Source organism: Cryobacterium sp. AP27, assembly GCF_056680495.1.
In genome coordinates, this window is the sequence record NZ_CM155285.1 from 315,847 (window position 1) to 339,337 (window position 23,491).

The following is a 23,491-nucleotide window of genomic DNA, read 5'->3' on the forward strand; positions in this document are numbered from 1 at the left end:
GCCGGTGATTACCACCACCCGCGCCGCCCGGGAAGCGGCTGCCGTCGGCCTGTCGCCGCAGGACCTGAAACGCAGCCGAGCGCTCACCGGCATGAAACGGCTCGCGGGCGGGCTGCTCGTGCTCATGGCGGTGATCTTCACGGTGTCGTTTGCCCTGCAGGACCTCTACCCGTGGCTGGCCTACGTGCGCGCGGCCGCGGAGGGCGGAATGGTCGGCGCCATCGCCGACTGGTTTGCCGTCACGGCGCTGTTCCGCTACCCGTTCGGACTGCGCATTCCGCACACCAACATCATCGCCACCCGCAAGAACGAGATCGGTGCCAGCCTCGGCGAATTCGTCGAGACGAACTTTCTCGCTGAATCCGTGGTTCGGGAAAAACTTGAATCGGTGGGCATTTCCCGCCGCGCCGGCTCCTGGCTCGCGGCGCCGCGCAACGCGGAGCGGTTCACCGATGAACTGGCCACCGGGGCGCGCGGCGTCCTCGAACTGCTCGACGATGACGCGATCAAAAACCTGATCGAGTCCCTTGCGCGGGAACACCTGATGGTGCCCGAATGGGGCCCGAGCCTCGGCCGGGTCGGGGAACGGCTCGTCGACAGCGGTCAACAGCATGCCGGCGTCGACCTGCTCCTCGACCGCGCCGACGCGTGGCTGCGCGCCCACCCGGAAGCCTTCGGACGGGCCGTGTCCGCTCGGCTGCCCAGCTGGATGCCCGGATTCATCGACAAACTCGTTGACGACCGGGCGTACCGCGAGGTGATCGCCTTCGTGGAGGGCGTGCGGGCTCAGCCGGAGCATCCGGTGCGGCACGCCATCGACCGCTACCTGGGTGAGATCATGAGCGACCTGCAGCACGAGCCGGTGATGATCCAGCGGGTGGAGACGCTCAAGATGGCGCTGCTCGACAGCCCTCGGCTGCGCGAATTCGCGGGGGAGACCTGGGAGTCGGTGAAGGCGTCACTGCTCGAGGCGCTGGGGGAGCCCGGGAGTGCGGTGCGCATCGGGATTCGCGACACCCTGGTCGATTTCGGCTCGCGGCTGGAGCACGACGGCGCCCTCGGTGCGCGCATCGACCGGTGGCTCGTGGAGTCGGTCACGACGCTCGTTCAGAACTACGGGCACGAAATCGCCGGCGTCATCGAGGAAACCGTTGCAAGGTGGGACTCGGCGGAGACGAGCGCGAAAATCGAATTGCAGGTGGGTCGGGACCTGCAGTTCATCCGCATCAACGGCACCATCGTGGGGGCGCTCGCCGGGCTCGCCATTTTTGCGATCGCGCGCGCCGTGTCGGCGCTGTTCTAGACGATCGTCTGCTCCGACTCCACGCTCACGGCGAGGCGTGCGATAGCCTCGTCGCGCATGTCGATCTTGCGTACCTTCCCCGAGACGGTCAGCGGAAAACTCTCGCGAATATCGGTGAAGCGGGGCACCTTGAAGTGCGCGAGGCGTCCGTGGCAGAACTCGGCGAGTTCAGCGGCGGTCAACTCGTCGACACCCGGCTCGAGGATGATGCACGCCATCAGCTCTTCGCCGTACTTCTCGTCGGGAACACCGATCACCTGCACGTCGCGGATGGACGGGTGCCGAAACAGGAACTCCTCGATCTCGCGCGGGTAGATGTTCTCACCCCCACGAATGACCATGTCCTTGATTCGCCCCTCGACCGTGATGTAGCCATCGGCGTCCATCGTCGCGAGGTCGCCCGTGTGGATCCAGCCCTCGCCGTCGATGGCCTCCCGCGTCTTCTCCGGCTCGTTCCAGTACCCGGAGATCACGCTGTACCCCCGCGTGCACAGCTCGCCGATCTCGCCGCGTGCGCGGGTATGTCCGGTCAACGGATCCACGATCTTGTTCTCCAGGTGAGGCATGGTGCGTCCCACGGTGCTGGTGCGGCGTTCGATCGTGTCATCACTGTGGGTCATCGTCGACACGGGGGAGGTCTCTGTCATGCCGTAGCAAATGGCCACATCCACCATGTTCATCTCGTCGATCACCCGATTCATCACGGCAACAGGGCAGGTGGATCCGGCCATCACACCGGTTCGCAGGGTCGACAGGTCGTAGTCGCCGAAGTCCGGCAGGGCCAGCTCGGCCATGAACATGGTCGGCACGCCGTAGAGCGAGGTTCCGCGGTGGTCCTGCACCGCACGCAGAACAGCGGATGCGGTGAAGCCACGCCCCGGAATGATCGCCGCGGCGCCATGCGCGTATATATTCAGGTTGCCGATGACCATGCCGAAGCAGTGGTAGAAGGGCACCGGGAGCACGACGCGGTCGTGCTCCGTGTAATGAAGCAGCTCACCGATGAAGAAGGCGTTGTTCAGGATGTTGCGGTGGGTCAGCGTGGCGCCCTTGGGGAAACCCGTCGTGCCGGATGTGTACTGCAGGTTGATCGGGTCGGCGGAGCTGAGTTCCCCCATACGGTCACGTAGATCGAGCGGTGAGAGATCCCGGCCGGCGTCGAGCACGGTGGCGTAACCGAACTCGCCGGACTGGACCGTGATGTCACCGTCGCCGATGAAGACGAGTTCGCGCAATTCCGAACAGCTCGCGAGGGCGTCGCGGGCCATGCTGGTGTATTCGCTGTTCTTGTCGGACGGCGCCGAGATGAGCATGCGCATGCCGCACTGCCGGATCACATACTCCAGCTCGACAACTCGGAATGCGGGATTCACATTCACGAGAATCGCGCCGATCTTGGCGGTCGCGTACTGGATCACGGTCCACTCGGCGCAATTCGGGGACCAGATGCCCACCCGGTCGCCGCGCTCGATGCCGAGGGCCAGCAGTCCCAGGGCGAACCGGTCGATGACCGAATTCAGCTCGGAGTACGTCCATTGGCGGCCGCTGGCGACCTCGATGAGGGCGTCGCGCTGCGGAAACCGTTGCACCATGCGTTCAAAATGATCGCCTATCGTGCACTCCAGCAGCGCCTGGTCCGAGGGAGATTGAGAGTACGACAGCATGGGGATCTCCTTTGATCACGGTGGACGGCCGTGAATCAGGGGCCGACAACGTGCACCGTACCAAGTTCGGCTGGGTCGCGGCCAATCGTTCCCGCGCCCAGCTCCCGCACATACATTTGTGGGCCCCGTCGGGCTCGAACCGACGACCCAAGGATTAAAAGTCCTTTGCTCTACCAACTGAGCTAGAGGCCCGCAAACACCAATCTATCGTGGATTTGCGGCGCGCTTTTCTGGGTAGCGTTGAGAGCGGCCGATTCCGCGCCATTTTGCCCCAATTTGCGGGACAGTCACGGCGCCAAGTTGCGCCACAATACGAGTGCACAGAGACGGGAGGACCCCTTGGCCGACAATTTCCACAAACCCACACACTTCTCCGGAAGCAAATTCGAGGCGTTCCAGGGCGGGGAGGATCCCGCCGCGATCAGTCGCGTCGCCCATGAGACCGCCCAGGCCCTGCTCACCCGGGTGCGCTCGGATCCGGACCCGGCCACGGTCGAGCGGCTGGTCTCCTACACGGACGAGAACGGCATCGACGCGGTCGCCGAACTGTGGTCCCGGGCAACCCCGCGAAGCCTGCCGGGCGCGCTCTGGCGGATCTATCTCATTCGGCTGCTGATCCGCCAGGACCCGGAAGAAACGGCCTATCTCTATCAGCGCGGCATCGATCTGGCCCGAACAATCGATCACGTGGTCGCGGGGGCGGCCATCCCCACCGGCCCGGTTGAGATCATCGCGCTCGCCGATGAGATCCTGCGCGGTATGTTCACCGGCGACTTTGCGGTGGCGCTGGAGAGAGCGGCCGCGTATTGCCGGGTGACCGCCACCGGATGCACGAGCGTGGCCGATGACTTCGAGCAGACCGAATCCGCGCGGTCCTCGGAGCTGACCACCCGCGCCCTCCGGTTTTCGACGACCGCGGCGGAATTCTCGGCATGCGCCCGCTTGTGGCGCAGCGAGTCGCTCGAGTAGTTCTCCGCACTCCGGCCCGAAACCTGACCGGTGTCTGTCGGTGCCGGCACGCACTTTGGATTTCGTGGATTTGGATTACACTGGAACCTGGTCGGGCCGCAGTAATCCCGGGTTCCATTATTCGCCGCTTCGAGCGGCCTCGCGCCGAGAGGTGCTCTGCGGCCCGGCCTCACCTGTGCGCGCTTGCCTCGACAATTCTCCTGTCACTGACCAATCCATGTGGGACTCGGTACCGAACCCTCATCATGGAAAGGGAATGACCCTGACATGCTTGGTCTTATGACTACTGATTTAAACCTCGACGACTCGTCGGTGGACCCTCTCACCAAGGAGGAGCTGCTGGCACGGGTGGCGCTGGGCGACGAATTGGCATTCGGAGAGCTGTATGACCAGGTCGCCCCCCGGGTGCTTGGCTTGGTCAAGCGCCTCCTGATCGACCATGCGCAGTCGGAAGAAGTGACCCAGGAGATCTTTCTGGAGATTTGGCAGACGGCGACGCGGTACGAGGCAACTCGTGGTGGAGCATCCACCTGGATCATGACCATGGCACACCGACGCGCGGTCGACCGAATTCGGTCGTCGCAAGCGGGGCGTGATCGAGATTCCAAGATCGGTATCCGCGACCTCGCGGTTGCCTACGATCACGTTGCCGAAACCGTAGAGGTTCGGATCGAACATGAAAGGGTGGAGAAGGCAATGTCGAGACTGACGCAGCTGCAGCGACAGGCGGTGAGCCTGGCGTACTACGGCGGATACACGCACAATGAAGTCGCCGGCATGCTTGAGATCCCCCTGGGCACCGTCAAAACCCGACTACGCGACGGCTTGATCCGGTTGCGCGACGAACTGGGCGTGGCGTCATGACCGGCTCCCGCGAAGACAACAACGCCGCTGACCTCACCGGCGCGTACGCCCTGAACGCGCTCAGCGCTGACGAGAAGGCCGATGTCGAGACGTACCTCGAGAGATCAGCGTCGGCTCGGGCCGAAGCGCACGAGCTGAGCGAGACGGCCGCGGCGCTGGGGCTTGCCGCAGAGCCCGTGCAGCCCTCGGCCGCGCTGCGGTCGAGCATCATGGCGAAGCTCGCGTCTACGCCGCAGCTCGCGCCGGTGGCGGCTGCGCCCGCCGCTGTACCTCCGCCGCAAAGCGTTCCCACGATTCCCGCACCTGCCGAGGAACCTGCCGAAGGTCCCGCTGCCGCTGCCGAGCCTTCGCCGCACGCCGGCACGGCAGCCGCACGCGCCCAGAAGCGGTGGTTCCAGCGCCCGACCCAGATATTGCTGGCCGCTGCGGCCGCTGTCGTGCTGTTCGTCGGTGGCACGTTCGCCGGGCAGGCGTTCAACGACAACCAGTTCGTGGAGCAGCAGGCCGCCGGTATGGTGCAGATCACCGCGGCCGCCGACACCCAGCGGGCCGCGACCACCACATCGGACGGTCACTCCGCCACCCTCGTCTGGTCGAATTCCCTGGGCCGGTCCGCCGTGCTGGTCCAGGACCTGCCCGCGCTCGGCAACGACCAGGACTACCAGCTCTGGTACATCAACGCGGCCGGCGCGGCCCCGGCGGGAACGTTCGACTCAACCGGCAGTGGAACCGCGTGGCGGGTCCTCGACGGTGCAATGCACGCCGGCGACACGGTCGGCATCACGGTGGAGCCTCGCGGCGGCTCCACGCAGCCGACGACGGATCCGATTGTGGCGTTCCAAAGCTCCTAACGGACGCCGATCGTGCCGGTCGATCGGCAGGCACATTATGCTCGCAACATGAGTCTTCCCTTCACCCTGCTGATCGACCCGGTCCCCGTCGACGATCCGCGCAGCTCCTTCGACGATACGTTCCACGAGATGGATTCGGCCGCTCCTGCCTTACGGGTCGGGGAGCTCAGCACGCAACGCGGCGACGGCATCTTCGAAACGCTCAGCGTCGTCAACGGGCATCCGCAGGAGGTGGAGCCGCACATCGCCCGCCTGCGCAACTCCGCCGAGATCTGCGACCTGCCGGTGCCGAACCCGGCGCAGTGGCGCGCCGCAATCGCCTACGCCGTCGCCCGGATTCCACACGAGGGCGAACTCGCCCTCAAATTCGTGCTCAGCCGCGGTGTCGAATCCGGGCCGGCGCCCACCGCATGGCTGCATGCCACGACGGCGACGGATTTTCGGCAGGTGCGGGAGAACGGCGTCCGCGTCGTCACCCTGGACCGTGGGTATCCGAAGGGCGTCGCCGAGCGCGCACCGTGGCTGCTCATGGGCGCGAAAACGCTCAGCTACGCCATCAACATGGCCGCGCTGCGGGAAGCCCGGCGCCGCGGCGCCGACGACACCATCTTTGTCACCACGGACGGCTACGTGATGGAGGGTCCCACGTCGAGCGTTGTGCTGCGAACCGGCGGCACGTACGTCACGCCGGCCCCGAGCGGCGCCATCCTGCACGGCACCACGCAGCAGAGCCTCTTCGACTACCTGCAGTCGCGGGGCGAGCAGGTCGAATACCGGGACGTGCCGCTCAGCGAGCTGCGGAACGCGGATGCCGCCTGGCTCGTCTCCAGCGTGCGTCTCGCCGTCGCGGTGACGGCCGTGGACGGGCAGGCGATGCGAACCGACGCTGAACTGACCGCGGCCATCAACGCCTACCTGCTCGGCCGCACCGCGTAGGCACGGCCGGGCCCTGGCGCGCGCCGTGACCGGTTACCCGAAGCGACCGGAGACGTAGTCTTCGGTGGACTGCTCGCGCGGGTTGGAGAAGATCGTCGTGGTGTCGTCGTACTCCACGAGTTTTCCCGGTTTGCCCGTACCGGCGATGTTGAAGAACGCGGTGCGGTCCGACACCCGCGATGCCTGCTGCATGTTGTGCGTCACGATGACGATCGTGTACTGCGCCTTCATCTCTTCGATCAGGTCCTCGATGGCGAGGGTGGAGATCGGGTCCAGCGCCGAGCACGGCTCGTCCATCAGGATCACGTCGGGCGCCACGGCGATCGCCCGGGCGATGCACAGGCGCTGCTGCTGGCCGCCGGACAGCCCGGAACCGGGGCGATCGAGCCGGTCCTTGACCTCGTTCCACAGGTTGGCTCCGCGCAGCGACTGCTCGGTGAGTCCGTCGGCGTCGCTCTTGCTCATGCGACGGTTGTTGAGTTTCACACCGGCGAGCACATTGTCCTGAATCGACATGGTGGGGAACGGGTTCGGGCGCTGGAACACCATGCCCACCTGCCGGCGCACCAGCACCGGGTCGACGCCGGGGCCGTAGAGGTTGTTGCCGTCGATCAGCACCTCACCCTCCACACGGGCGCCGGGGATGACCTCGTGCATGCGGTTGAGGGTCCGGATGAACGTGGACTTGCCGCAACCGCTGGGTCCGATCAGGGCGGTCACGGTGCGCGGCTCAATGACGAGCGAGACGCCCTCGACGGCCAGAAAATTGCTGTAGTAAACGTTGAGGTCGGCAACTTCAATGCGCTTGGACATATGTCCCTTTCACGGTTTGGTACAGAAAAAAGTTAGCGGCTGAACTTCGGGGAGAAGATCTTGGCGATCAGGCGAGCCAGACCGTTGAGCACCATCACGATTACGATCAGCGTGAGCGCCCCGGCCCACGCCCGGTCGACGTACGCCTGGAAATCGGCTCCCTGGTTCGCGTACTGCGTGTACACGAAGACCGGGAGGGTCATCATCCGCTCGCTGAACAGATCGTAGTTCATGCTTGATGTGAAGCCGGCGACGATGAGCAGCGGGGCCGTTTCACCGATGACCCGGGCGATCGACAGCATGATTCCGGTGACGATCCCGGCGATGGATGTCGGCAGCACGACCTTGAGAATGGTCAGCCACTTCGGAACCCCGAGCGCGAAGGCGGCCTCCCGCAGCTCGTTCGGAACGAGCTTGAGCATCTCTTCACTCGAACGCACCACCACGGGGATCATGAGCACGGCGAGGGCAATCGAGCCGCCGAAACCGAAGCGGATGCCCGGGTCGTTGAAGATCAACGAGAACAGGGCGAAGGCAAAGAGGCCCGCCACGATGGAGGGGATGCCGGTCATGACATCGACGAAGAACGTGATGCCCTTCGCGAGTCGACCACGACCGTATTCCACGAGGTAGATGGCGGCGAGCAGCCCGATGGGTACCGAGATCAGCGTTGCGCTGCCGGTGACCAGGAGCGTGCCCATGATGGCGTGCAGCGCGCCGCCGCCCTCACCCACCACGTTGCGCAGGGACGAGGTGAAGAAGGTGGGGGTGAGGGCCCCCGGGAGGCCGTTGATCACGGTCGTGCCGACGAGGGAGACGAGCGGGATCAGCGCGATGACGAACGCACCGGTCACCAGGGCCGTGACAAGCCGGTCCGTGGCCTTGCGGCCGCCCTCGACGGCCCGGGAGAAGACATAGATGGCGATGCAGTACACAATCGCGCCGGTGACGATGGTCCCGATCACGTTGAAGCCGTCGGTGGCACCGGAGATATTCAGCACGACGAAGAAGAGGCCCGCGACAAGCCAGCTCGCGAGCAGCATCCACATCGGTGAATTCCTCGGCAGTTTGCCGGCGGTGAGGGAATTGGTCAACGGGCGGGCCGCCGTGGTGTTGCTCATCAGTTGGCTCCCGAGAATGCCTTACGGCGGTTGATGACGACGCGAGCGGCCATATTCACGATCAGGGTGACCACGAAGAGCACGAGGCCGGTGGCGAGAAGAATATTGACGCCAATGCCGTGCGACTCGGGAAAGTTCAGAGCGATGTTGGCCGCGATCGTCGTGGGGTTCTGGGAGGTGAGCAGCTGGAAGATGACCTGGGGGCTGGGGGAGAGCACCATGGCCACGGCCATGGTCTCGCCGAGGGCCCGGCCGAGGCCGAGCATCGCGGCGGAGATGATTCCGGCGCGGCCGAAGGGGAGAACGGCCATCTTGATCATTTCCCAGCGGGTGGCACCGAGCGCCAACGCGGCCTCCTCGTGCAGGAGGGGAGTCTGCAGGAAGATCTCACGGCAGATGGCGGTGATGATGGGCAGGATCATCACGGCGAGCACGATCGCCACCGTGAAGATGGTTCGTCCCGTTCCAGAGACCGGCCCTTCGAACAGCACCATCCAGCCCAACCAGTCCACGAGAGTCGCATAGAAGGGCTGCACGAGGGGCGCGAGCACGCCGATGCCCCAGAGGCCGAAGACCACGGACGGCACGGCGGCGAGCAGATCGATCAGGTAGCCGAGGCCCTGGGCGAGCTTGCGCGGGGCGTAGTGCGAGATGAACAGCGCTATGCCGATGGCGACGGGAACGGCCATCAGAAGAGCCAGGGCGGCCGACCAGAGCGTGCCGAAGACGAACGGTCCGACGTATTGCCAGAAGTTGGTGATGTCGCCGCCGAATTCCTCGGCCGGGGCGGTGAACGCGGGCAGGCTCTGCCAGAGCAGGAAAAGCGCGACCATGGCGAGCACGGCGAGAATGAGGCTTCCCGCCACGACGGAGGCGCCCGAGAAAATTCGGTCGCCGGGTCGCTGTCTGGCCTTGATCGTGGTGGCGGCAACTACGGTCGTCATGCCGGACATCTCCCTGAATCTGTGGTCGAACCTGTCGAAGAGGTGCGGCTGACTGGTTCGGCCGATAACCTCAGTTTGCCCGGCACGGCCCTCGCATGCAATGCGAGGGCCGGCCGGGCAGCTGGTGAAGCGGTATTACTTGATGGTCTCGATCACGGCGGCGACCTTGTCCTGCAGCTCGGTGGACAGCGGTGCGGCGCCGGCCTTGTCGGCGGCCTCGGCCTGTCCCTCGGCGCTTGCCATGAAGCCGACGTAGGCCTTGACGAGCTCGGCGACGGCCGGGTCAGCATATTCGGTGCAGACCACGGCGTAGCTCACGAGCACGAGGGGGTACTCGGCCGCATTCGTCGTCTTGCGGTTGAGGTTGAGCGCGAGGTCGTTGGCTTCGCGACCGTCGACGGCGGGCGAACCCGCAACAACCTCGGCTGCGGCCTCTGCCGAGTACTGCACGAAGGAGTCGCCGACCTTGAGCTTGGCAACGCCGAGGTCCCCGGCCTGGGACGCGTCGGCGTATCCGATGGTGCCGACGCCGTTCGTCACGGCGCTGACGACTCCGGAGGTGCCCTGGGCGCCCTCACCCGACTGGTACGGGAACGGGTCTGCCGCGGATTCGCTCCACACGTCGGGGGCGTTCTGGTTCAGGTAGTCCGTGAAGTTCTTCGTGGTTCCGGAGTCGTCCGAGCGGTGAACCGCGGTGATCGCGGTGGACGGCAGGGTCGCATCCGGGTTGAGGGCGACGATGGCTGCATCGTCCCACGAGGTGATATCGCCCTTGAAGATCTTGGCGAGCGTCTCGGCGTCCATGTTGAGGTCGGAGACGCCCTCAACATTGAAGATCACGGCGATCGGCGAGATGTAGACGGGAAGGTCGACGGCCTTGGTATCGACGGCGCAGGAACCGAATTCCCCGGCGAGCTCGTCGTCTTTCAGGAAGGAGTCAGACCCGGCGAAGGCGGAGCCGCCGGCGATGAAGGCTTCGCGACCCGCACCGGAACCGGAGGGATCGTAGTTGATGGTGACGTCGGGGTTGTTCGTCTGGAAGGTGGCGATCCACGCTTCCTGGGCGGCCTGCTGGGAGGAGGCGCCTCCGGCGTTCATGGTGCCGCTGAGGGTGCTGTCGGAGGCGGTGTCTGCCGATCCGCCTTCGTTTGCTGCGCAGGAGGACAGGGCGAGTGCTGCGACGACGGCGATGACCGCGGGTCGGCCAAAACGCTTAAAGTTCACGGGGATCCCTTTCAGGGCAAATCGGGTGCAAATCAGAACAGTGCTCGGTGCGGGTCGGTGCCGACCCTCAAGCGAATATAGGGAGGACGATTAACGGGAGGCCATCCTGCCGGTGAACGGCAGATGAACGGGAAGCGCCTAGGGCCGCGGTGAATGCCTCTCGATCGCGATGATCCCGGCACTGGGGTTTTCGCTGGACAGATGCACGATGGAGAACGCTCCGGTGTCAAGGTTCCCGGCGTCGGCCAGTTCCGCGTGTGGGGTGCTGCCGGTCGCCAGGCCGATTTCGCGCATGATCTCGGGAAGAACGGGGCCGTGGCTGCACAGCACGGCGGTCTTCCGGGACCGCACGCGTTTGCCGATCACCGTGCGCAGGTCCGCTTCACCGGATTCGAATGCGTCCTGACTGATCAGCTCGGTCTGCTTCGCGGTGATGCCGGTCGCCGCGGCGAGCGGCGCGACGGTGGTGATGCACCGCGTCGCCGTGCTGGAAATGATGCGCTGCGGCCCCCAGGCGGTGATCATGTCGGCGACGCTCGCCGCCTGAAGCACGCCGCGGGTTGTGAGCGGGCGCTTGCTGTCCGTCCCCAGCCCGCTGCGCGGAACGGCTTTGCCGTGGCGGAGCGCGATCAGGGCGAAGGTACGCGTGATGCCGGCATCCACGAGCGCGGAGAAGGCCTCGAGAATCTCCACGTCGGCGGGGTAACTCAGGTATGTGCGGGCCTTCTTGATGGTGACCCATTCAATCGCGGCCACCTCAGCGTTGGGCACGAACGTCGACCGCTGAATCGCCTCGGGGGTGATCTCCGCGGCCCAATAGTGCACGATCTTCGTGCGCCCGTCGGGCATGGCGTAGTGGGAGATTCCCAGCGGCACACCCAGGGCGACGTCGAGACCGGTTTCTTCCTTCACCTCCCGCACCGCCGTGCGCGGGAGGGACTCGCCCGGGTCGACCTTGCCCTTGGGAATGGTGACGTCGCCGTGCACGGTGCGGTGAATCAGCAACACATGCATTCGGCCGTCGACGAGGCGCCAGCACACGGCGCCGGCGGCAAAGATTTCCGCCGCGCTCATCGACGGATTCCCTGGCGTTTGCGCTGGCTGATCTGTTGCATCAGGCGGTTTTGCATGTCGCTGAGCGGTGCGCCGGCAGCATCCCGGTCGTGCCGGGTCCAGTGACCGGTGTCGTCGAGCCACCACGACGAGGTGCGGTCGCTCATGGCTCGTTCGAAGAGACCGTCGATCTCCATCTGATGCGCCGGGTCGATGAGGCGCACCAGCGCCTCCACCCGCCGGTCGAGGTTGCGGTGCATCATGTCGGCGCTGCCGATGTACACCTGCGTGTCGCCGAGGTTGTGGAAGGAGAAGATGCGCGAATGCTCGAGGTAACGGCCGAGAATAGAGCGAACACGAATGTTCTCGCTCATGCCGGGAACGTTGGGTTTGAGGCTGCAGATACCGCGCACCCACACGTCCACGCGCACCCCGGCCTGGCTCGCCCGGTACAGGGCGTCAATGATGTCTTCATCGACCATGGAGTTGACCTTGATCCGGATGCCGCTGGTGGCGCCGGACAGCGCGTTGTCGGTCTCGGTCGCGATGTGCTTGAGCAGGGCCTTGCGCAGGTGCAGCGGTGCGACGAGAAGGCGCTTGAACTTCTTCTCAATCGCGTATCCCGAGAGCTCGTTGAAGAGCCGGGTGAGGTCTTTGCCCACCTGGGGGTCGGCGGTGAGCAGGCCGAGGTCCTCGTAGATGCGGCTGGTCTTGGGGTTGTAGTTTCCCGTGCCGATGTGGCTGTAGTGACGCAACACACCCTTCTCGTAGCGCACGACGAGCGCGAGCTTGCAGTGTGTCTTCAAGCCGACCAGGCCGTACACAACGTGCACGCCGGCCTTTTCGAGTTTGCGCGCCCAACTGATGTTGGCCTGCTCGTCGAAGCGTGCCTTGATCTCCACGAGGGCGAGCACCTGCTTGCCGGAATCCGCGGCGGCGATGAGCGCCTCCACGATGGGGCTGTCACCGGACGTGCGGTACAGGGTCTGCTTGATGGCGAGCACGTTCGGGTCGGCGGCGGCCTGCTCCAGGAAGGCCTGCACGCTCGTCGCGAATGACTCGTAGGGGTGGTGCAGCAGAACGTCTCCATGCGCGATGGCGGTGAAGATATCGGGCTCGGCGTTGGGTTCCGCCGGCAACAGGGCGGCGGCCGTGGTGGGCACGTGCTTCGGAAAGTGCAGGTCGGGGCGGTCGATGCGCAGGTCGAAGAGCCCGCCGAGGTCGAGGGGAGCGGGCAGGTGATAGACCTCCTGCTCCGTGACGTCGAGTTCCCTCACCAGCAGACCGAGGGTGACCTCGTCCATGTCCTCGGTGACCTCGAGTCGGATGGGCGGGCCGAAGCGGCGTCTCAGCAGCTCCTTCTCGAGTGCCTTGATGAGGTTCTCGGTCTCGTCCTCGTCGATCTCGACGTCTTCGTTGCGGGTGACACGGAAGACGTGGTGCTCGAGTATTTCCATCCCGGGGAAGAGATCGCCGAGCTGGTTGGCGATGAGGTCTTCCAGGGCGATGAAGCGCAGACGGTCGACGGATTCGTTGCGGTCGACGCGCACAAACCGGGGCAACATGGGCGGCACCTTGAGCCGGGCGAATTCCTGCTTGCCGGTCTTGGAATTGCGCACGCGCACCGCGAGGTTCAGTGACAGCCCGGAGATATACGGAAACGGGTGCGCCGGGTCGACGGCGAGGGGCATCAGCACCGGGAAGATCTGGTTGGAGAAGTACGTGCGCAGCGACCGGCGGTCGTCGTCGCCGAGGCTCTGCCAATCGACGACGTCCACACCGGACTCGGCAAGGGCGGGCCGCACGAGTTCCTGGAAGGCGAGCGCGTGGCGGGTCTGTAGCGCATGGGCCTGGGTGGAAATGTCGCTCAGAACGTCGGTCGCGGCGCGTCCCACGTTGGTGGGCACGGCCAGACCGGTGAGGATGCGGCGCTTGAGGCCGGCGACGCGCACCATGAAGAACTCGTCGAGATTGCTCGCGAAGATTGCGAGAAAGTTGGCGCGTTCGAGAACGGGAAGCGCCGGGTCTTCTGCGAGTTCGAGAACTCGCCGGTTGAAAGCCAACCAGCTGAGTTCACGGTCGAGGTACCGGTCGCTGGGGAGCGCCGGATCGTTCTTACCGAAGAGCGGGTCGAAGTCATCGTCAAAGTCGCTGCCGAGTCCGGAATCCGCCTGAGTTATTTCGCCGTCCATTTCACTATCCTTCCAGCTTCCACCCCGACCGAACGACGATCCGAGTGAACATCTTCTTAAACGGGCGGGCGCCGGTACTGCACGTCGACGGTGTGGTCGGTGAATCCGAGGGACCGGTAGAGGTGAACGGGCCCCACGCTGTCCGCCTCCACATACAGGGACGCTGTCGTGCATCCGCGAGCAGAGAGGCGCGCCAGGCCGGCGAGCATCAGCGCGCGTCCGAGGCCGGCGCCGGCGGTGTCGGGATGAACGCCCAGAACGTAGATTTCGCCCACATCGCCCTCGACCTTGAGCCAGTTGTAGCCGACCATGCGACCGCCCCGGTCTCGGGCCACCAGAAAGTCCGGGGCGAAGAACCAGTGTTCGGCTTGTCGGTCAGTAAGGTCGGCCAGGGTGACGCCGCCCTGTTCCGGATGCGCCGCGAAGACGTGCGCGTTCAGGGCGACCCATTCGGCGGCGTCGGTGTCGGGTCGAAACGTGTCAATCACGAAATTCTCCGGCGACGGATGCAGCGGCTGCGGCCCCAGGGGCATCCTCAGTTCGAGCAACGTGCGAACGGCCTCGAAGCCGAAGCGAGCGGCGAGGGCCCGCGCGCCGGGGTGATCGCCGTGCGACCACGCGGTCACCTCGCCGTCCACGGTCTCCAACATCGAAGCGAGGGCACTGCGTCCGTAGCCCCGGCGCCGAGCGGTCGGCGCGACCACCAGGTCGACTTCCCCGGCGCCCGCCACGGCCGCCCCCACAACCTGCCCCGCCGAGAGCGAATACGCCGTGCGCTTGCCGGCACGCACATCGAACAGGGTCTGCTCATTGAACGGTTCGTACCCGTCGATTGCGCGGGCGGCGGCGGAAACGGCCTGGAACGCGGCCAGACCCGCGGCATCCGCTGCCTCGACCGGCACGAGCGTCAGGGGCTCAGGATTGAGTGGAATTGGGTACACGTTCATCATTGTCCTCATGCACGTTGAACCGGTACCCGACGTTTCGCACGGTACCGATGAGTGACTCCTGGTCGCCGAGCTTCGCACGTAGCCGGCGCACGTGCACGTCGACCGTGCGCGTGCCGCCGAAATAGTCGTAGCCCCACACCTCGCTGAGCAGCTGTTCGCGGGTGAACACCCGCGACGGGTGCGCCGCCAGAAACCTCAGCAGCTCGAATTCCTTGTACGTGAGGTCGAGCGGTTTTCCGTGCACCTTGGCCGAATAGCTTGCCTCGTCGATGACGACGCCGGCCGCGCGAATGGTGGGGGACGGTTCGTTGCGAGACACACGCCCCGCGTTCAGACGCATGCGCGCATCAACCTCGGCCGGACCGGCGGAGTCGAGCACGACGTCATCGACGCCCCAGTCGGGACTCACCGCGGCGAGCCCGCCCTCGGTGATCACGAGCACCAGGGGAACGGACAACCCGGTGCTGCGCAGCACCTGGCACAGCGACTTCGCTGCCGCGAGATTGGCGCGTGCATCGACAAGGATGATGTCGGAATCGGGGGCGGTGATGAGCTGATCGGCGGACGCCGGGATCACGCGGGTGCCGTGGGACAAGAGCGCCAGGGCCGGGAGAACGTCGGTGTTGACCGCCGAGGTCAGGATCAACAGCTGCAAGCGGGGCCTCCCAATATCGTGGGTTCAGCCTACCCTGCGCGCGCAATCGGCCTGGAGCAAGGCAGAATGGAACGGTGAGCGGGCACTGGATATCTATTGCGGCAGTCTGGGTACTTGCCGTTGTCGGCGCTACCCTCACCGGATTCGGTGCGCCCCCGGGCGACAAGCTCTCGTGGGTCGGGCTCACCCTGGCCGCCTGCACCCTCGTCACCCTTTCCCTGCAACTGGCGACCGGCCAGAAGGAAGGGTACGTCGTGCGCGTGACGGCGAGTATCGTGGGCGCGGTCGTCGTGCTCGGCGTCGCAACCCTCGTCTTTGCCGTGATGCACCTGTCCTGACCCGCGACGACGGCTGGCGGCCGGGGGATCGACCGCTAGACTGTGGGCATGTCGCTGCTCGCACTTGAACTCCTTTTCCTGGGTCTCCTTGGACTCGCCAGCCTGTCTATCGCCTGGGTGTCCGGGTTGGTTGTCTTCAAGCTGTTCCGGGGGCAGCGGTAGCCTCCATGCGTGAACTTCCGGTTGGCTTGCCGTCCGAACTTGTTCCCCTGTCCTGGCTCCTGGGCGTCTGGGAGGGTTCCGGCGTGCTGGAGTATCAGGTCGGCGACGACTCGGTCAGCCGCACGTTCGGGCACCGCGTCAGTTTCAGCCACGATGGCCTGCCCTACCTGAACTACAGCTCGTACACCTGGCTCGAACCGGAAGACGGCTCCGAGAGCGGCGAGCAGATGCCGCTCGCCACGGAAACCGGGTATTGGCGTCTCAGTCGCCCACAGCTCTCTGCCGATCCCGGGCCTGGCCTGCTCCCGGGACTGGACGACCGGCCCTACTCCACGACCGATGCGGTGGAGTCCCTGCGCAACGCCGACGGTGGGTTCAACATCGAGGTCGTGCTCGCGCACCCCGGCGGAGTCGCCGAGCTGTACCTCGGCCAGGTGAAAGGCCCGCGCATCGACCTGGCAACCGATGCCGTCGTGCGTACCGAGGGCGCCAAGGCATACTCCGCCGCCACCCGGATGTACGGACTCGTTGACAATCACCTCTTGTGGGCGTGGGATATCGCCGCTCTCGGGCAGGAGCTGCGCACGCACGCCTCCGGGCGCCTGGGACGCGTCGACTGACGACGTCTCCGGAATACCGCAGCCGTCGTCGCGCTTGCACCAATAAGCAGTACCCGCCCGGTTCGACGGAATCCGGGCAGAATTGAGAAGCAATGACCAGCCCAGCGATTTCCCCCCTTCTCGGCTTGGACGGTGCGGTCCAGGCCGACGGCATCGATGCCGGGGTTGCGGCCCACTACGGCAATCCCATGATCGAGCAGCGTTCGCTCGTCGCCGGCCGGGCCCTCGTCGATCTGTCCCACCACGGTGTGCTGGGCGTCTCCGGACCCGATCGGCTCACGTGGCTCAACTCCATCGCCAGCCAGGAGCTGCGCAGCCTCGCGGCGGGGGAGTCCACGGAGACGCTCCTCCTTGATCCCAGCGGACGCCTGGAATACGCGATCCGGGTCATGGACGACGGGGTGCAGACGTGGCTTCTGGTCGAAGCGGCGGAACTTCCCGGCCTGCAGGCATTCCTCGATAAGATGAAATTCATGCTGCGGGTGCAGATCGTGGACTTCACCCTGAGCTACGCCACGGTCGGCACGATGGCGGAAGACCCCGCAGCGCTGCTGGCCGGCCTCGCCGTGCCGGCCGCCGCACCGAACGGCGTGCCGCTCGTCTGGACGGACCCGTGGACCGGCGTGACGCGCGGGGGTTACCAATACGCCGAAACCCCCGAGCACCCCGGGGCGTCCTGGCGGTGGGCCGAGATGCTCGTGGCGCGCGCGTCACTTCCGGCGCTCACGGCGGCGCTGAACGCGCAATCGCCGTCGACGGGAATCGTCCCGGCCGGCATGATCGCCCTCGAGGCGCTGCGCATCGCCGCGTGGCGCCCCCGACGCGCCACGGAGGGTGATGAGAAGACCCTTCCCCACGAGTTGGACTGGCTGCGGACCGCCGTTCACCTGACGAAGGGGTGCTACCGCGGACAGGAGAGCGTGGCCAAGGTGCACAACCTCGGCCACCCGCCGCGCCGCCTCGTCATGCTGCACCTGGACGGCTCGGAGGGCGTGCTGCCCGCGCATGGGGACGCGGTACAGGCCGACCGCCGTCGTCCCGCCTCCGCCGACGCCTCCGAGAACGCGGAACGGGACGCGGAACGGGTCGTCGTGGGTAGCATCACGTCCAGCGCCATCCACCACGAACTCGGACCGATCGCACTCGCCGTGGTGAAGCGGATGATTCCCGCGGCATCCACTCTCTATGTCTCGTCGCAGGACGTGTCAATCTCGGCCGCCCAGGAGATTATCGTTCCGCAGAGCGCGGGGTCCGTCGCGGAAATTCCGCGGCTGCCGCGTCTCGGCGGACGAACTCCGCAGCACTGATCGGGGTGGCCGCGCCCACTCGCTAGAGTGGGTTTATGCCTGCTCCCTATACCCTCATCCTCCTCCGCCACGGCCAAAGCACCTGGAACCAGGAGAACCTGTTCACCGGCTGGGTGGATGTTCGCCTCAGCGAGCAGGGAACCGCCGAAGCCAAGCGTGCCGGTCAGTTGCTGGCCGAGGCCAACCTGCTGCCCGATGTTCAGCACACGAGCCTGCTCAGCCGCGCGATCCAGACCGCCAACCTGGCTCTCGAAGAGGCCGATCGTCTCTGGATCCCGGTGAAGCGCTCCTGGCGACTCAACGAGCGTCACTACGGCGCGTTGCAGGGACTCGACAAGGCCGAGACCCTCGCAACGTACGGCCAGGAACAGTTCATGCTGTGGCGCCGTTCCTTCGATACCCCGCCGCCCGTGCTGGCCGACGACAACGAGTGGTCACAGGCAGGGGACCCGCGCTACGCGGGTCTCGGCGACGACCTGCCCCGCACCGAGTGTCTGAAAGACGTCGTCGAGCGGATGCTCCCCTACTGGGAGTCCGATATCACCGCCGACCTGCGCACCGGCCAGACCGTTCTGGTGACCGCGCACGGCAATTCGCTGCGCGCGCTCGTGAAGCACCTCGACGGAATCAGCGACGCTGACATCGCCGAACTCAACATTCCCACCGGCATCCCGCTCGTCTACAAGCTCGGCGAGGACCTCATGCCGCTCGGCCCCGGCGAATACCTGGACCCGGCAGCGGCAGCAGCCGGTGCCGCCGCCGTCGCGGCGCAGGGCAAAAAATAGCCATGACCATGGCGTGAACGCGCACAACGAAGGCCCCGTCACCAGTTGACGGGGCCTTCGTTGTCGTGACCCGCGGGTCAGGCGTTGATGTCCTGATGCCAGGCGCCGGTGCCGAGGTACTGCACCTTCTTGGCGATCGACACCGCGTGGTCCGCGAAGCGTTCGTGGTACCGGCTCGCGAGGGTGGCATCCACGGTGTCCGCCGCGAGACCATTCCAGCTTTCGCCCAGCACGGCCTCGAAGACGCTCAGGTGCAGAGCGTCAACCTTGTCGTCCTCGTTGCGAATGGTTTCGGCGAGTTTCATGTCCTCGCTCGTGAGCAGTTCGGTGAGCATCCTGGCGATGACCACGTCGAGGGCGCCCATTTCGGCGAAGGTGCCCCGCAGTCCCTTCGGAATCGCCTTGTCCGGGAATCGGTAGCGGGCCAGCTGCGCGATGTGGGTGGACAGATCGCCCATCCGCTCGAGCGAGGCGCTGATCCGCAATGCGCTCACGACGATGCGCAAGTCGCGGGCGACCGGCTGCTGGCGGGCCAGGATGGTGATGGCGAGCTCGTCGAGTTCGACCGTGAGCTCGTCGATTTTCTCGTCTTCGCTGATGGCCTCTTCGGCGAGACCTACGTCGGACTCATTGAACGAACGGGTGGCCTTGTCGATCGAGATCGCGACGAGGCGGGAGATCTCGACGAGGCGCGACTGCACCTCGGCAAGCTCGGATTGAAATACTTCACGCATGGGTGTGTGTGGTCCTTTCTCAGGCGCCGGGCGCCCCTGGCTTAGACCCGCATTGGCCCCGGCCGATTCTGCCGCACCAAGGTGAACAGGAGACGCCGGGGAGCTGAACTTCTTCTAAAGTACAGGGTCCACCGGTCGTATGCTGCGCCGATGGGACGCGAAACGCCGGTATTCTGGCTATATGCAATCGACATGGCTGGTGCTGTTGTCTCTGGCACTGGGTCTGGGAGTCGGTGCGGGGTTCGTAGCGCTGCTGCAGCTGGCCGAGCACCACGGTCGACGGGCAGCCGAGGTGGTTAACCCGGTGGTCCCCGACGGGATCGACCAGGTGCTGGACGCGCTGGAATCGGCCGGAATTGTGCTCGATCCGTCCAACAATGTGGTCAAGACCTCGGCCGCGGCCCTCACGATGGGCCTCGTCTACAACGCGCAACTCGTGCATGCGGAACTCGTCGAACTCGCCCGGCGTGTGCGTCGAACCGGCGAGCCCATTTCCGAGGATCTCGTTCTTTCGAGAGGCCCGTTCAGCGACGCGAGCCTGCGCTATCGCGTGCGGGTGGCGCGTCTCGGGACGCGGTACGTGCTCATCCTGGCGGAGGATCGTACGGAGTCCTTCCGACTGGATGAGGTGCGTCGCGACTTCGTGGCGAACATCAGCCACGAGCTCAAGACCCCGATTGCATCGGTCGGGCTGCTGGCCGAGGCGCTCGACCAGGCGGCCGACGAACCGGTCCAGGTGCGTCGCTTCGCCAACCGGCTGACGACCGAATCGGCCCGACTGGCTCGGCTCACGCAGGAGATCATCGAGCTCTCGCGCCTCCAGGCGCAGGACGCGCTCGCGACGCCGGAGCGCCTGAATGTTGACGAGATCGTCGCGGCGGCGGTCGACCAAAGCCGGGTCGTGGCCGAGGCCGAGAACATCACCATTGCCGTCGGCAAGAAGTCCGGGGCCTTCGTATACGGAGATGAAAAGCTGCTGATCGTGGCGGTGCACAACCTCGTGTCCAATGCGGTCAACTATTCTCAACCGGGATCGCGCGTGGGAATCGGCGTGCGCAAGCAGAAGAACGTCGTCGAAATAACCGTGACCGACCAGGGCATCGGAATTGCCGAAAGCGACGTTGATCGCGTTTTCGAGCGCTTCTTCCGGGTGGACCAGGCGCGTTCGCGGCACACCGGCGGCACCGGCCTGGGGCTGTCCATCGTGAAGCACGTCGTACAAAACCACGGCGGCGATATCCGCCTCTGGTCCCAGCCCGGGCGGGGATCCACCTTCACCATCCGCCTTCCGGCGGCCGCCAAGTCAATCGACATCCACGGCGTCGCTGCGGCGCCGCACGACGCTCAGTGATAGGACACACCCAGTGACACGCATCCTTTTGGTCGAAGACGAAAGTGCACTCAGCGAACCGTTGAGTTTTCTGCTTGAACGTGAGGGTTACGAAATCACGGTTGCCGAAGACGGGCCGAGCGCGATCGCCGAGTTCGACCGCAGTGGCACCGACCTGATTCTGCTCGACCTGATGCTTCCGGGGATCCCGGGGACCGAGGTCTGCCGAGAAATCCGCACGCGCTCCACGGTGCCGATCATCATGGTCACGGCCAAGGACTCAGAGGTCGATGTTGTGGTCGGCCTCGAACTCGGCGCCGACGACTATGTCACGAAGCCCTATTCGACCCGCGAGCTGCTGGCCCGTATCCGGGCGGTCATGCGTCGGCACACGGAGCAGGACGGCGACGCGGACGAATCGACGCTGGAGGCCGGCACCGTACGCATGGACATTGAGCGGCACACCGTCTCCGTATCGGGTGAGGTCGTGAATATGCCGTTGAAGGAGTTTGAGCTGCTCGAGTATCTGCTGCGTAACGCGGGCCGCGTGCTCACTCGCGGGCAGCTCATTGACAGGGTCTGGGGAACGGACTATTTCGGTGATACGAAGACGCTCGACGTGCACATCAAACGCATCCGGTCGCGCATCGAGGCGACTCCGTCCGAGCCGACGATGCTCGTGACGGTGCGTGGGCTGGGGTATCGCTTCGAGGCCTAGCCTCTGGTGAGGTTCGGACGGCCTTGAGGCTGACGCACGGGTGACGCAAATCGGGCACCAGCGGGCGTCCCAACGACGGTCGCGCCGGGCGGTCGTGAGGGGTGCTTCGGCGCCTGAACCGCTAGCGTGCGGGATTGATTCCGGTCGGAGCCGGGCCGCACCCGATCGCTACCGTGCGAGGTCGTGGGAGCGCGTCCCACAACGGTGCGACTGCACCCGGAGGAGTCCAGCACGTAACGGGGAGCATCCGCCCGCCGATCGTGAGCCGGATTGGGAGTGAGGCGCGCTGCAGAGTGGCAATACGGACAGGTGAATCGCATGTGGTCTCCTCTCGCCGGGGCGGGCACGCTCCCGGCGACTCGTGGCGTAATGCTCCCGAGTATGCCGTGAAGTGCACATGAATTCGACCCCCATTCGAGGGTCTCTTGCGGTCGGGTGCGACGCGGTGGGCACAGCGACGCGCAGAATGCGTCCGGAGCGACGAAACCGCCGCCCGACTCGGGCGGCGGTGCGACTCGGGCGGCGAGCCGAGGCGCGCGAGTAATCAGTGCGGTCGTCCCGCCTGCGGACCTGCAGCGCCCGGCAGGATGAGCGCCGGGGAGAGCCGCAGCCAGGAGGAGAGGCGGCGCCGCTCGGTTGTGGCCTAGTGAGCCGGTGCCTCCGTCGGAGTGGCGGTTTCGGCGGGTGCGTCGGTGGGAATGGCGGTGGCGGTCGTTCCGGGAACCGCCGCGGGGAGCAAGCCATGGTATTCGGGCTGCTCGCCAGTGAGCACGGGGAGAAGCAGCTGTACGCCGGTCTCTTCGCCGTACTGGAAGAACACGGGGAACAGTTCGCCGGCAGGCGTGTCGATGTTTTCGAGGGTCACCGTCGGCTCGTCCTTCGCACCGATCGTGACGCTGGAGTTCGCACGCAGGGTCACGAGCTCGGTCACCTTTTCACCGTTGGCCTCGTACTGCACCGTGAGGCTCTCGGCGGTGTCGCCGGCGTTGACCGCGGTGACGAGGAGGCTGGCGCGTTCGCCGTCTTCGGAGAGCAGCAGGGCGTTGCGAATGGCGACGTCGCCGACATCGCCACTGACTCCGTCACTGGGGTCGTACTGGATGAGCGTGGCCTGGGGGGAACCAAAGCCGCAGGCGCTCGTTCCGATCAGGATGCCGGCCGCTATAACAACGGATGCAACGATGCGCGCACTCACAAGACCTCCACAACGGGCAGCGACCGCGCGGAAGGGCTCGGTGCTGCAAAATTCGCTTTGTGTCCAGCTTAGCGGCGATAGCGCCCGGCACGGGACGGACGGCGCCCTCCGGCAAACCGACCGCACCCTACCACTACTCAATGTGGTAACCTATACGTTGCTGAAGGGATACACATTTATGCTTTTCGAAGTTGGCGAAACCGTCGTTTATCCCCACCACGGTGCCGCAGTGATCACAGAGGTCAAGACGCGCATCATCAAGGGTGAAGAAAAGTTGTATCTCAAGCTCAACGTCACCCAGGGCGACCTCACCATCGAGGTGCCGGCCGAGAACGTCGATCTCGTTGGTGTTCGCGACGTCATCGGTCGTGAGGGGCTCGACAAGGTTTTCGACGTGCTGCGCGCGCCGTTCACCGAAGAACCCACGAACTGGTCTCGTCGCTACAAGGCAAACCTCGAAAAACTTGCCTCCGGTGACGTCATCAAGGTTTCGGAGGTCGTTCGTGACCTGTGGCGCCGCGACCAGGATCGCGGCCTGTCGGCCGGGGAAAAGCGCATGCTCGCCAAGGCGCGTCAGATTCTGATCAGCGAACTCGCCCTGGCCGAGAAGACGGATGAAGAGAAGGCCTCGACCGTTCTCGACGAGGTTCTCGCGTCGTAAGCCCCTACAACTCCAACGTACTTTCCCCTGGGAACGGCGGTACCGCAAGGTGCCGCCGTTCGCTTGCGTTGCTTCACGGCGGCGCCTCGTCCACTCGTCCGT

General features: G+C 65.5%; 23 protein-coding genes and 1 tRNA gene. 12 read left to right on the forward strand and 12 right to left on the reverse strand.

What is annotated here, in order from left to right:
* Positions 1-4 precede the first annotated feature (4 nt).
* The gene (locus AC1MB9_RS01555; protein ID WP_479963288.1) at positions 5-1,303 is read left to right on the forward strand and encodes a DUF445 domain-containing protein; all 1,299 of its coding nucleotides are present in this window, start codon (positions 5-7) and stop codon (positions 1,301-1,303) included.
* On the opposite strand, the gene AC1MB9_RS01560 is transcribed toward AC1MB9_RS01555, so the two are convergent.
* Positions 1,300-2,967: an AMP-binding protein gene (locus AC1MB9_RS01560; RefSeq protein ID WP_479963289.1), complete on the reverse strand. Its 1,668-nt coding sequence runs from the start codon at positions 2,965-2,967 to the stop codon at positions 1,300-1,302. The genes AC1MB9_RS01555 and AC1MB9_RS01560 overlap by 4 nt on opposite strands.
* Positions 2,968-3,086: 119 nt before the next feature.
* Positions 3,087-3,159, reverse strand: a tRNA-Lys gene (locus AC1MB9_RS01565).
* A 147-nt stretch (positions 3,160-3,306) separates the two neighbouring features.
* On the opposite strand from AC1MB9_RS01565, the gene AC1MB9_RS01570 reads away from it, so the two are divergent.
* The 4 genes from AC1MB9_RS01570 (at position 3,307) to AC1MB9_RS01585 (ending at position 6,587) form a co-directional block, all read left to right on the forward strand.
* A complete protein-coding gene (locus AC1MB9_RS01570) occupies positions 3,307-3,936 on the forward strand; it encodes a DNA-directed RNA polymerase subunit beta (protein WP_479963290.1) in 630 nt (209 codons plus the stop codon).
* A 279-nt stretch (positions 3,937-4,215) separates the two neighbouring features.
* Positions 4,216-4,800: a sigma-70 family RNA polymerase sigma factor gene (locus AC1MB9_RS01575; RefSeq protein ID WP_479963291.1), complete on the forward strand. Its 585-nt coding sequence runs from the start codon at positions 4,216-4,218 to the stop codon at positions 4,798-4,800.
* Positions 4,797-5,651, forward strand: a complete 855-nt coding sequence (locus AC1MB9_RS01580) for an anti-sigma factor (protein WP_479963292.1) — start codon at positions 4,797-4,799, stop codon at positions 5,649-5,651. The genes AC1MB9_RS01575 and AC1MB9_RS01580 overlap by 4 nt, the downstream gene beginning before the upstream one ends.
* A gap of 48 nt (positions 5,652-5,699) precedes the next feature.
* The gene (locus tag AC1MB9_RS01585) at positions 5,700-6,587 is read left to right on the forward strand and encodes an aminodeoxychorismate lyase (protein ID WP_479963293.1); all 888 of its coding nucleotides are present in this window, start codon (positions 5,700-5,702) and stop codon (positions 6,585-6,587) included.
* A 33-nt stretch (positions 6,588-6,620) separates the two neighbouring features.
* Here the strand turns inward: AC1MB9_RS01585 and pstB are convergent, their stop codons facing one another.
* The 8 genes from pstB to AC1MB9_RS01625 all read right to left on the reverse strand — a co-directional run bounded on the left by pstB (position 6,621) and on the right by AC1MB9_RS01625 (position 15,539).
* Complete coding sequence (gene pstB, locus AC1MB9_RS01590) at positions 6,621-7,400, reverse strand: phosphate ABC transporter ATP-binding protein PstB (protein ID WP_479963294.1); 780 nt, start codon at positions 7,398-7,400, stop codon at positions 6,621-6,623.
* 32 nt (positions 7,401-7,432) lie between these two features.
* Entirely contained in the window at positions 7,433-8,521 is a 1,089-nt protein-coding gene (gene pstA, locus AC1MB9_RS01595) for a phosphate ABC transporter permease PstA (RefSeq protein WP_479963295.1), read from the reverse strand.
* The gene (pstC, locus tag AC1MB9_RS01600; RefSeq protein WP_479963296.1) at positions 8,521-9,465 is read right to left on the reverse strand and encodes a phosphate ABC transporter permease subunit PstC; all 945 of its coding nucleotides are present in this window, start codon (positions 9,463-9,465) and stop codon (positions 8,521-8,523) included. Before pstC ends, pstA begins: the two co-directional genes overlap by 1 nt.
* A gap of 135 nt (positions 9,466-9,600) precedes the next feature.
* Positions 9,601-10,689 carry a phosphate ABC transporter substrate-binding protein PstS gene (gene pstS / locus AC1MB9_RS01605; protein ID WP_479963297.1) on the reverse strand — a complete coding sequence of 363 codons (1,089 nt, stop codon included), beginning with the start codon at positions 10,687-10,689 and terminating at the stop codon, positions 9,601-9,603.
* A gap of 138 nt (positions 10,690-10,827) precedes the next feature.
* Positions 10,828-11,763 (reverse strand): NUDIX hydrolase, encoded by a 936-nt coding sequence (locus AC1MB9_RS01610; RefSeq protein WP_479963298.1) that lies wholly within the window; start codon positions 11,761-11,763, stop codon positions 10,828-10,830.
* Positions 11,760-13,934, reverse strand: coding sequence for an RNA degradosome polyphosphate kinase (locus AC1MB9_RS01615; RefSeq protein WP_479963299.1), 2,175 nt, complete (start codon positions 13,932-13,934; stop codon positions 11,760-11,762). The genes AC1MB9_RS01610 and AC1MB9_RS01615 overlap by 4 nt, the downstream gene beginning before the upstream one ends.
* A gap of 56 nt (positions 13,935-13,990) precedes the next feature.
* Positions 13,991-14,875 carry a mycothiol synthase gene (gene mshD, locus AC1MB9_RS01620; protein ID WP_479963300.1) on the reverse strand — a complete coding sequence of 295 codons (885 nt, stop codon included), beginning with the start codon at positions 14,873-14,875 and terminating at the stop codon, positions 13,991-13,993.
* Positions 14,850-15,539, reverse strand: coding sequence for a response regulator transcription factor (locus AC1MB9_RS01625; RefSeq protein WP_479963301.1), 690 nt, complete (start codon positions 15,537-15,539; stop codon positions 14,850-14,852). The genes mshD and AC1MB9_RS01625 overlap by 26 nt, the downstream gene beginning before the upstream one ends.
* 74 nt (positions 15,540-15,613) lie before the next feature.
* On the opposite strand from AC1MB9_RS01625, the gene AC1MB9_RS01630 reads away from it, so the two are divergent.
* From AC1MB9_RS01630 to AC1MB9_RS01645, 4 genes are all read left to right on the forward strand, one after another.
* Complete coding sequence (locus tag AC1MB9_RS01630) at positions 15,614-15,877, forward strand: hypothetical protein (RefSeq protein ID WP_479963302.1); 264 nt, start codon at positions 15,614-15,616, stop codon at positions 15,875-15,877.
* A gap of 167 nt (positions 15,878-16,044) precedes the next feature.
* Positions 16,045-16,659, forward strand: a complete 615-nt coding sequence (locus AC1MB9_RS01635; protein WP_479963303.1) for a heme-binding beta-barrel domain-containing protein — start codon at positions 16,045-16,047, stop codon at positions 16,657-16,659.
* Between the two features lie 92 nt (positions 16,660-16,751).
* Positions 16,752-17,966 carry a CAF17-like 4Fe-4S cluster assembly/insertion protein YgfZ gene (gene ygfZ / locus AC1MB9_RS01640; protein ID WP_479963304.1) on the forward strand — a complete coding sequence of 405 codons (1,215 nt, stop codon included), beginning with the start codon at positions 16,752-16,754 and terminating at the stop codon, positions 17,964-17,966.
* Between the two features lie 35 nt (positions 17,967-18,001).
* Positions 18,002-18,751, forward strand: coding sequence for a phosphoglyceromutase (locus tag AC1MB9_RS01645; RefSeq protein ID WP_479963305.1), 750 nt, complete (start codon positions 18,002-18,004; stop codon positions 18,749-18,751).
* Between the two features lie 77 nt (positions 18,752-18,828).
* Here the strand turns inward: AC1MB9_RS01645 and phoU are convergent, their stop codons facing one another.
* Positions 18,829-19,485, reverse strand: coding sequence for a phosphate signaling complex protein PhoU (phoU, locus tag AC1MB9_RS01650; protein ID WP_479963306.1), 657 nt, complete (start codon positions 19,483-19,485; stop codon positions 18,829-18,831).
* Between the two features lie 181 nt (positions 19,486-19,666).
* Here phoU and AC1MB9_RS01655 point away from each other — a divergent pair, with 181 nt between their 5' ends.
* Together AC1MB9_RS01655 and AC1MB9_RS01660 are read left to right on the forward strand one after the other, a co-directional pair.
* Positions 19,667-20,836: a sensor histidine kinase gene (locus tag AC1MB9_RS01655; RefSeq protein ID WP_479963307.1), complete on the forward strand. Its 1,170-nt coding sequence runs from the start codon at positions 19,667-19,669 to the stop codon at positions 20,834-20,836.
* 13 nt (positions 20,837-20,849) lie between these two features.
* A complete protein-coding gene (locus tag AC1MB9_RS01660) occupies positions 20,850-21,533 on the forward strand; it encodes a response regulator (protein WP_479963308.1) in 684 nt (227 codons plus the stop codon).
* 643 nt (positions 21,534-22,176) lie between these two features.
* Here AC1MB9_RS01660 and AC1MB9_RS01665 read toward each other — a convergent pair.
* Positions 22,177-22,728, reverse strand: a complete 552-nt coding sequence (locus AC1MB9_RS01665) for a hypothetical protein (RefSeq protein ID WP_479963309.1) — start codon at positions 22,726-22,728, stop codon at positions 22,177-22,179.
* 178 nt (positions 22,729-22,906) lie between these two features.
* Here AC1MB9_RS01665 and AC1MB9_RS01670 point away from each other — a divergent pair, with 178 nt between their 5' ends.
* Positions 22,907-23,389, forward strand: coding sequence for a CarD family transcriptional regulator (locus tag AC1MB9_RS01670; RefSeq protein WP_479963310.1), 483 nt, complete (start codon positions 22,907-22,909; stop codon positions 23,387-23,389).
* Positions 23,390-23,491: the final 102 nt, after the last annotated feature.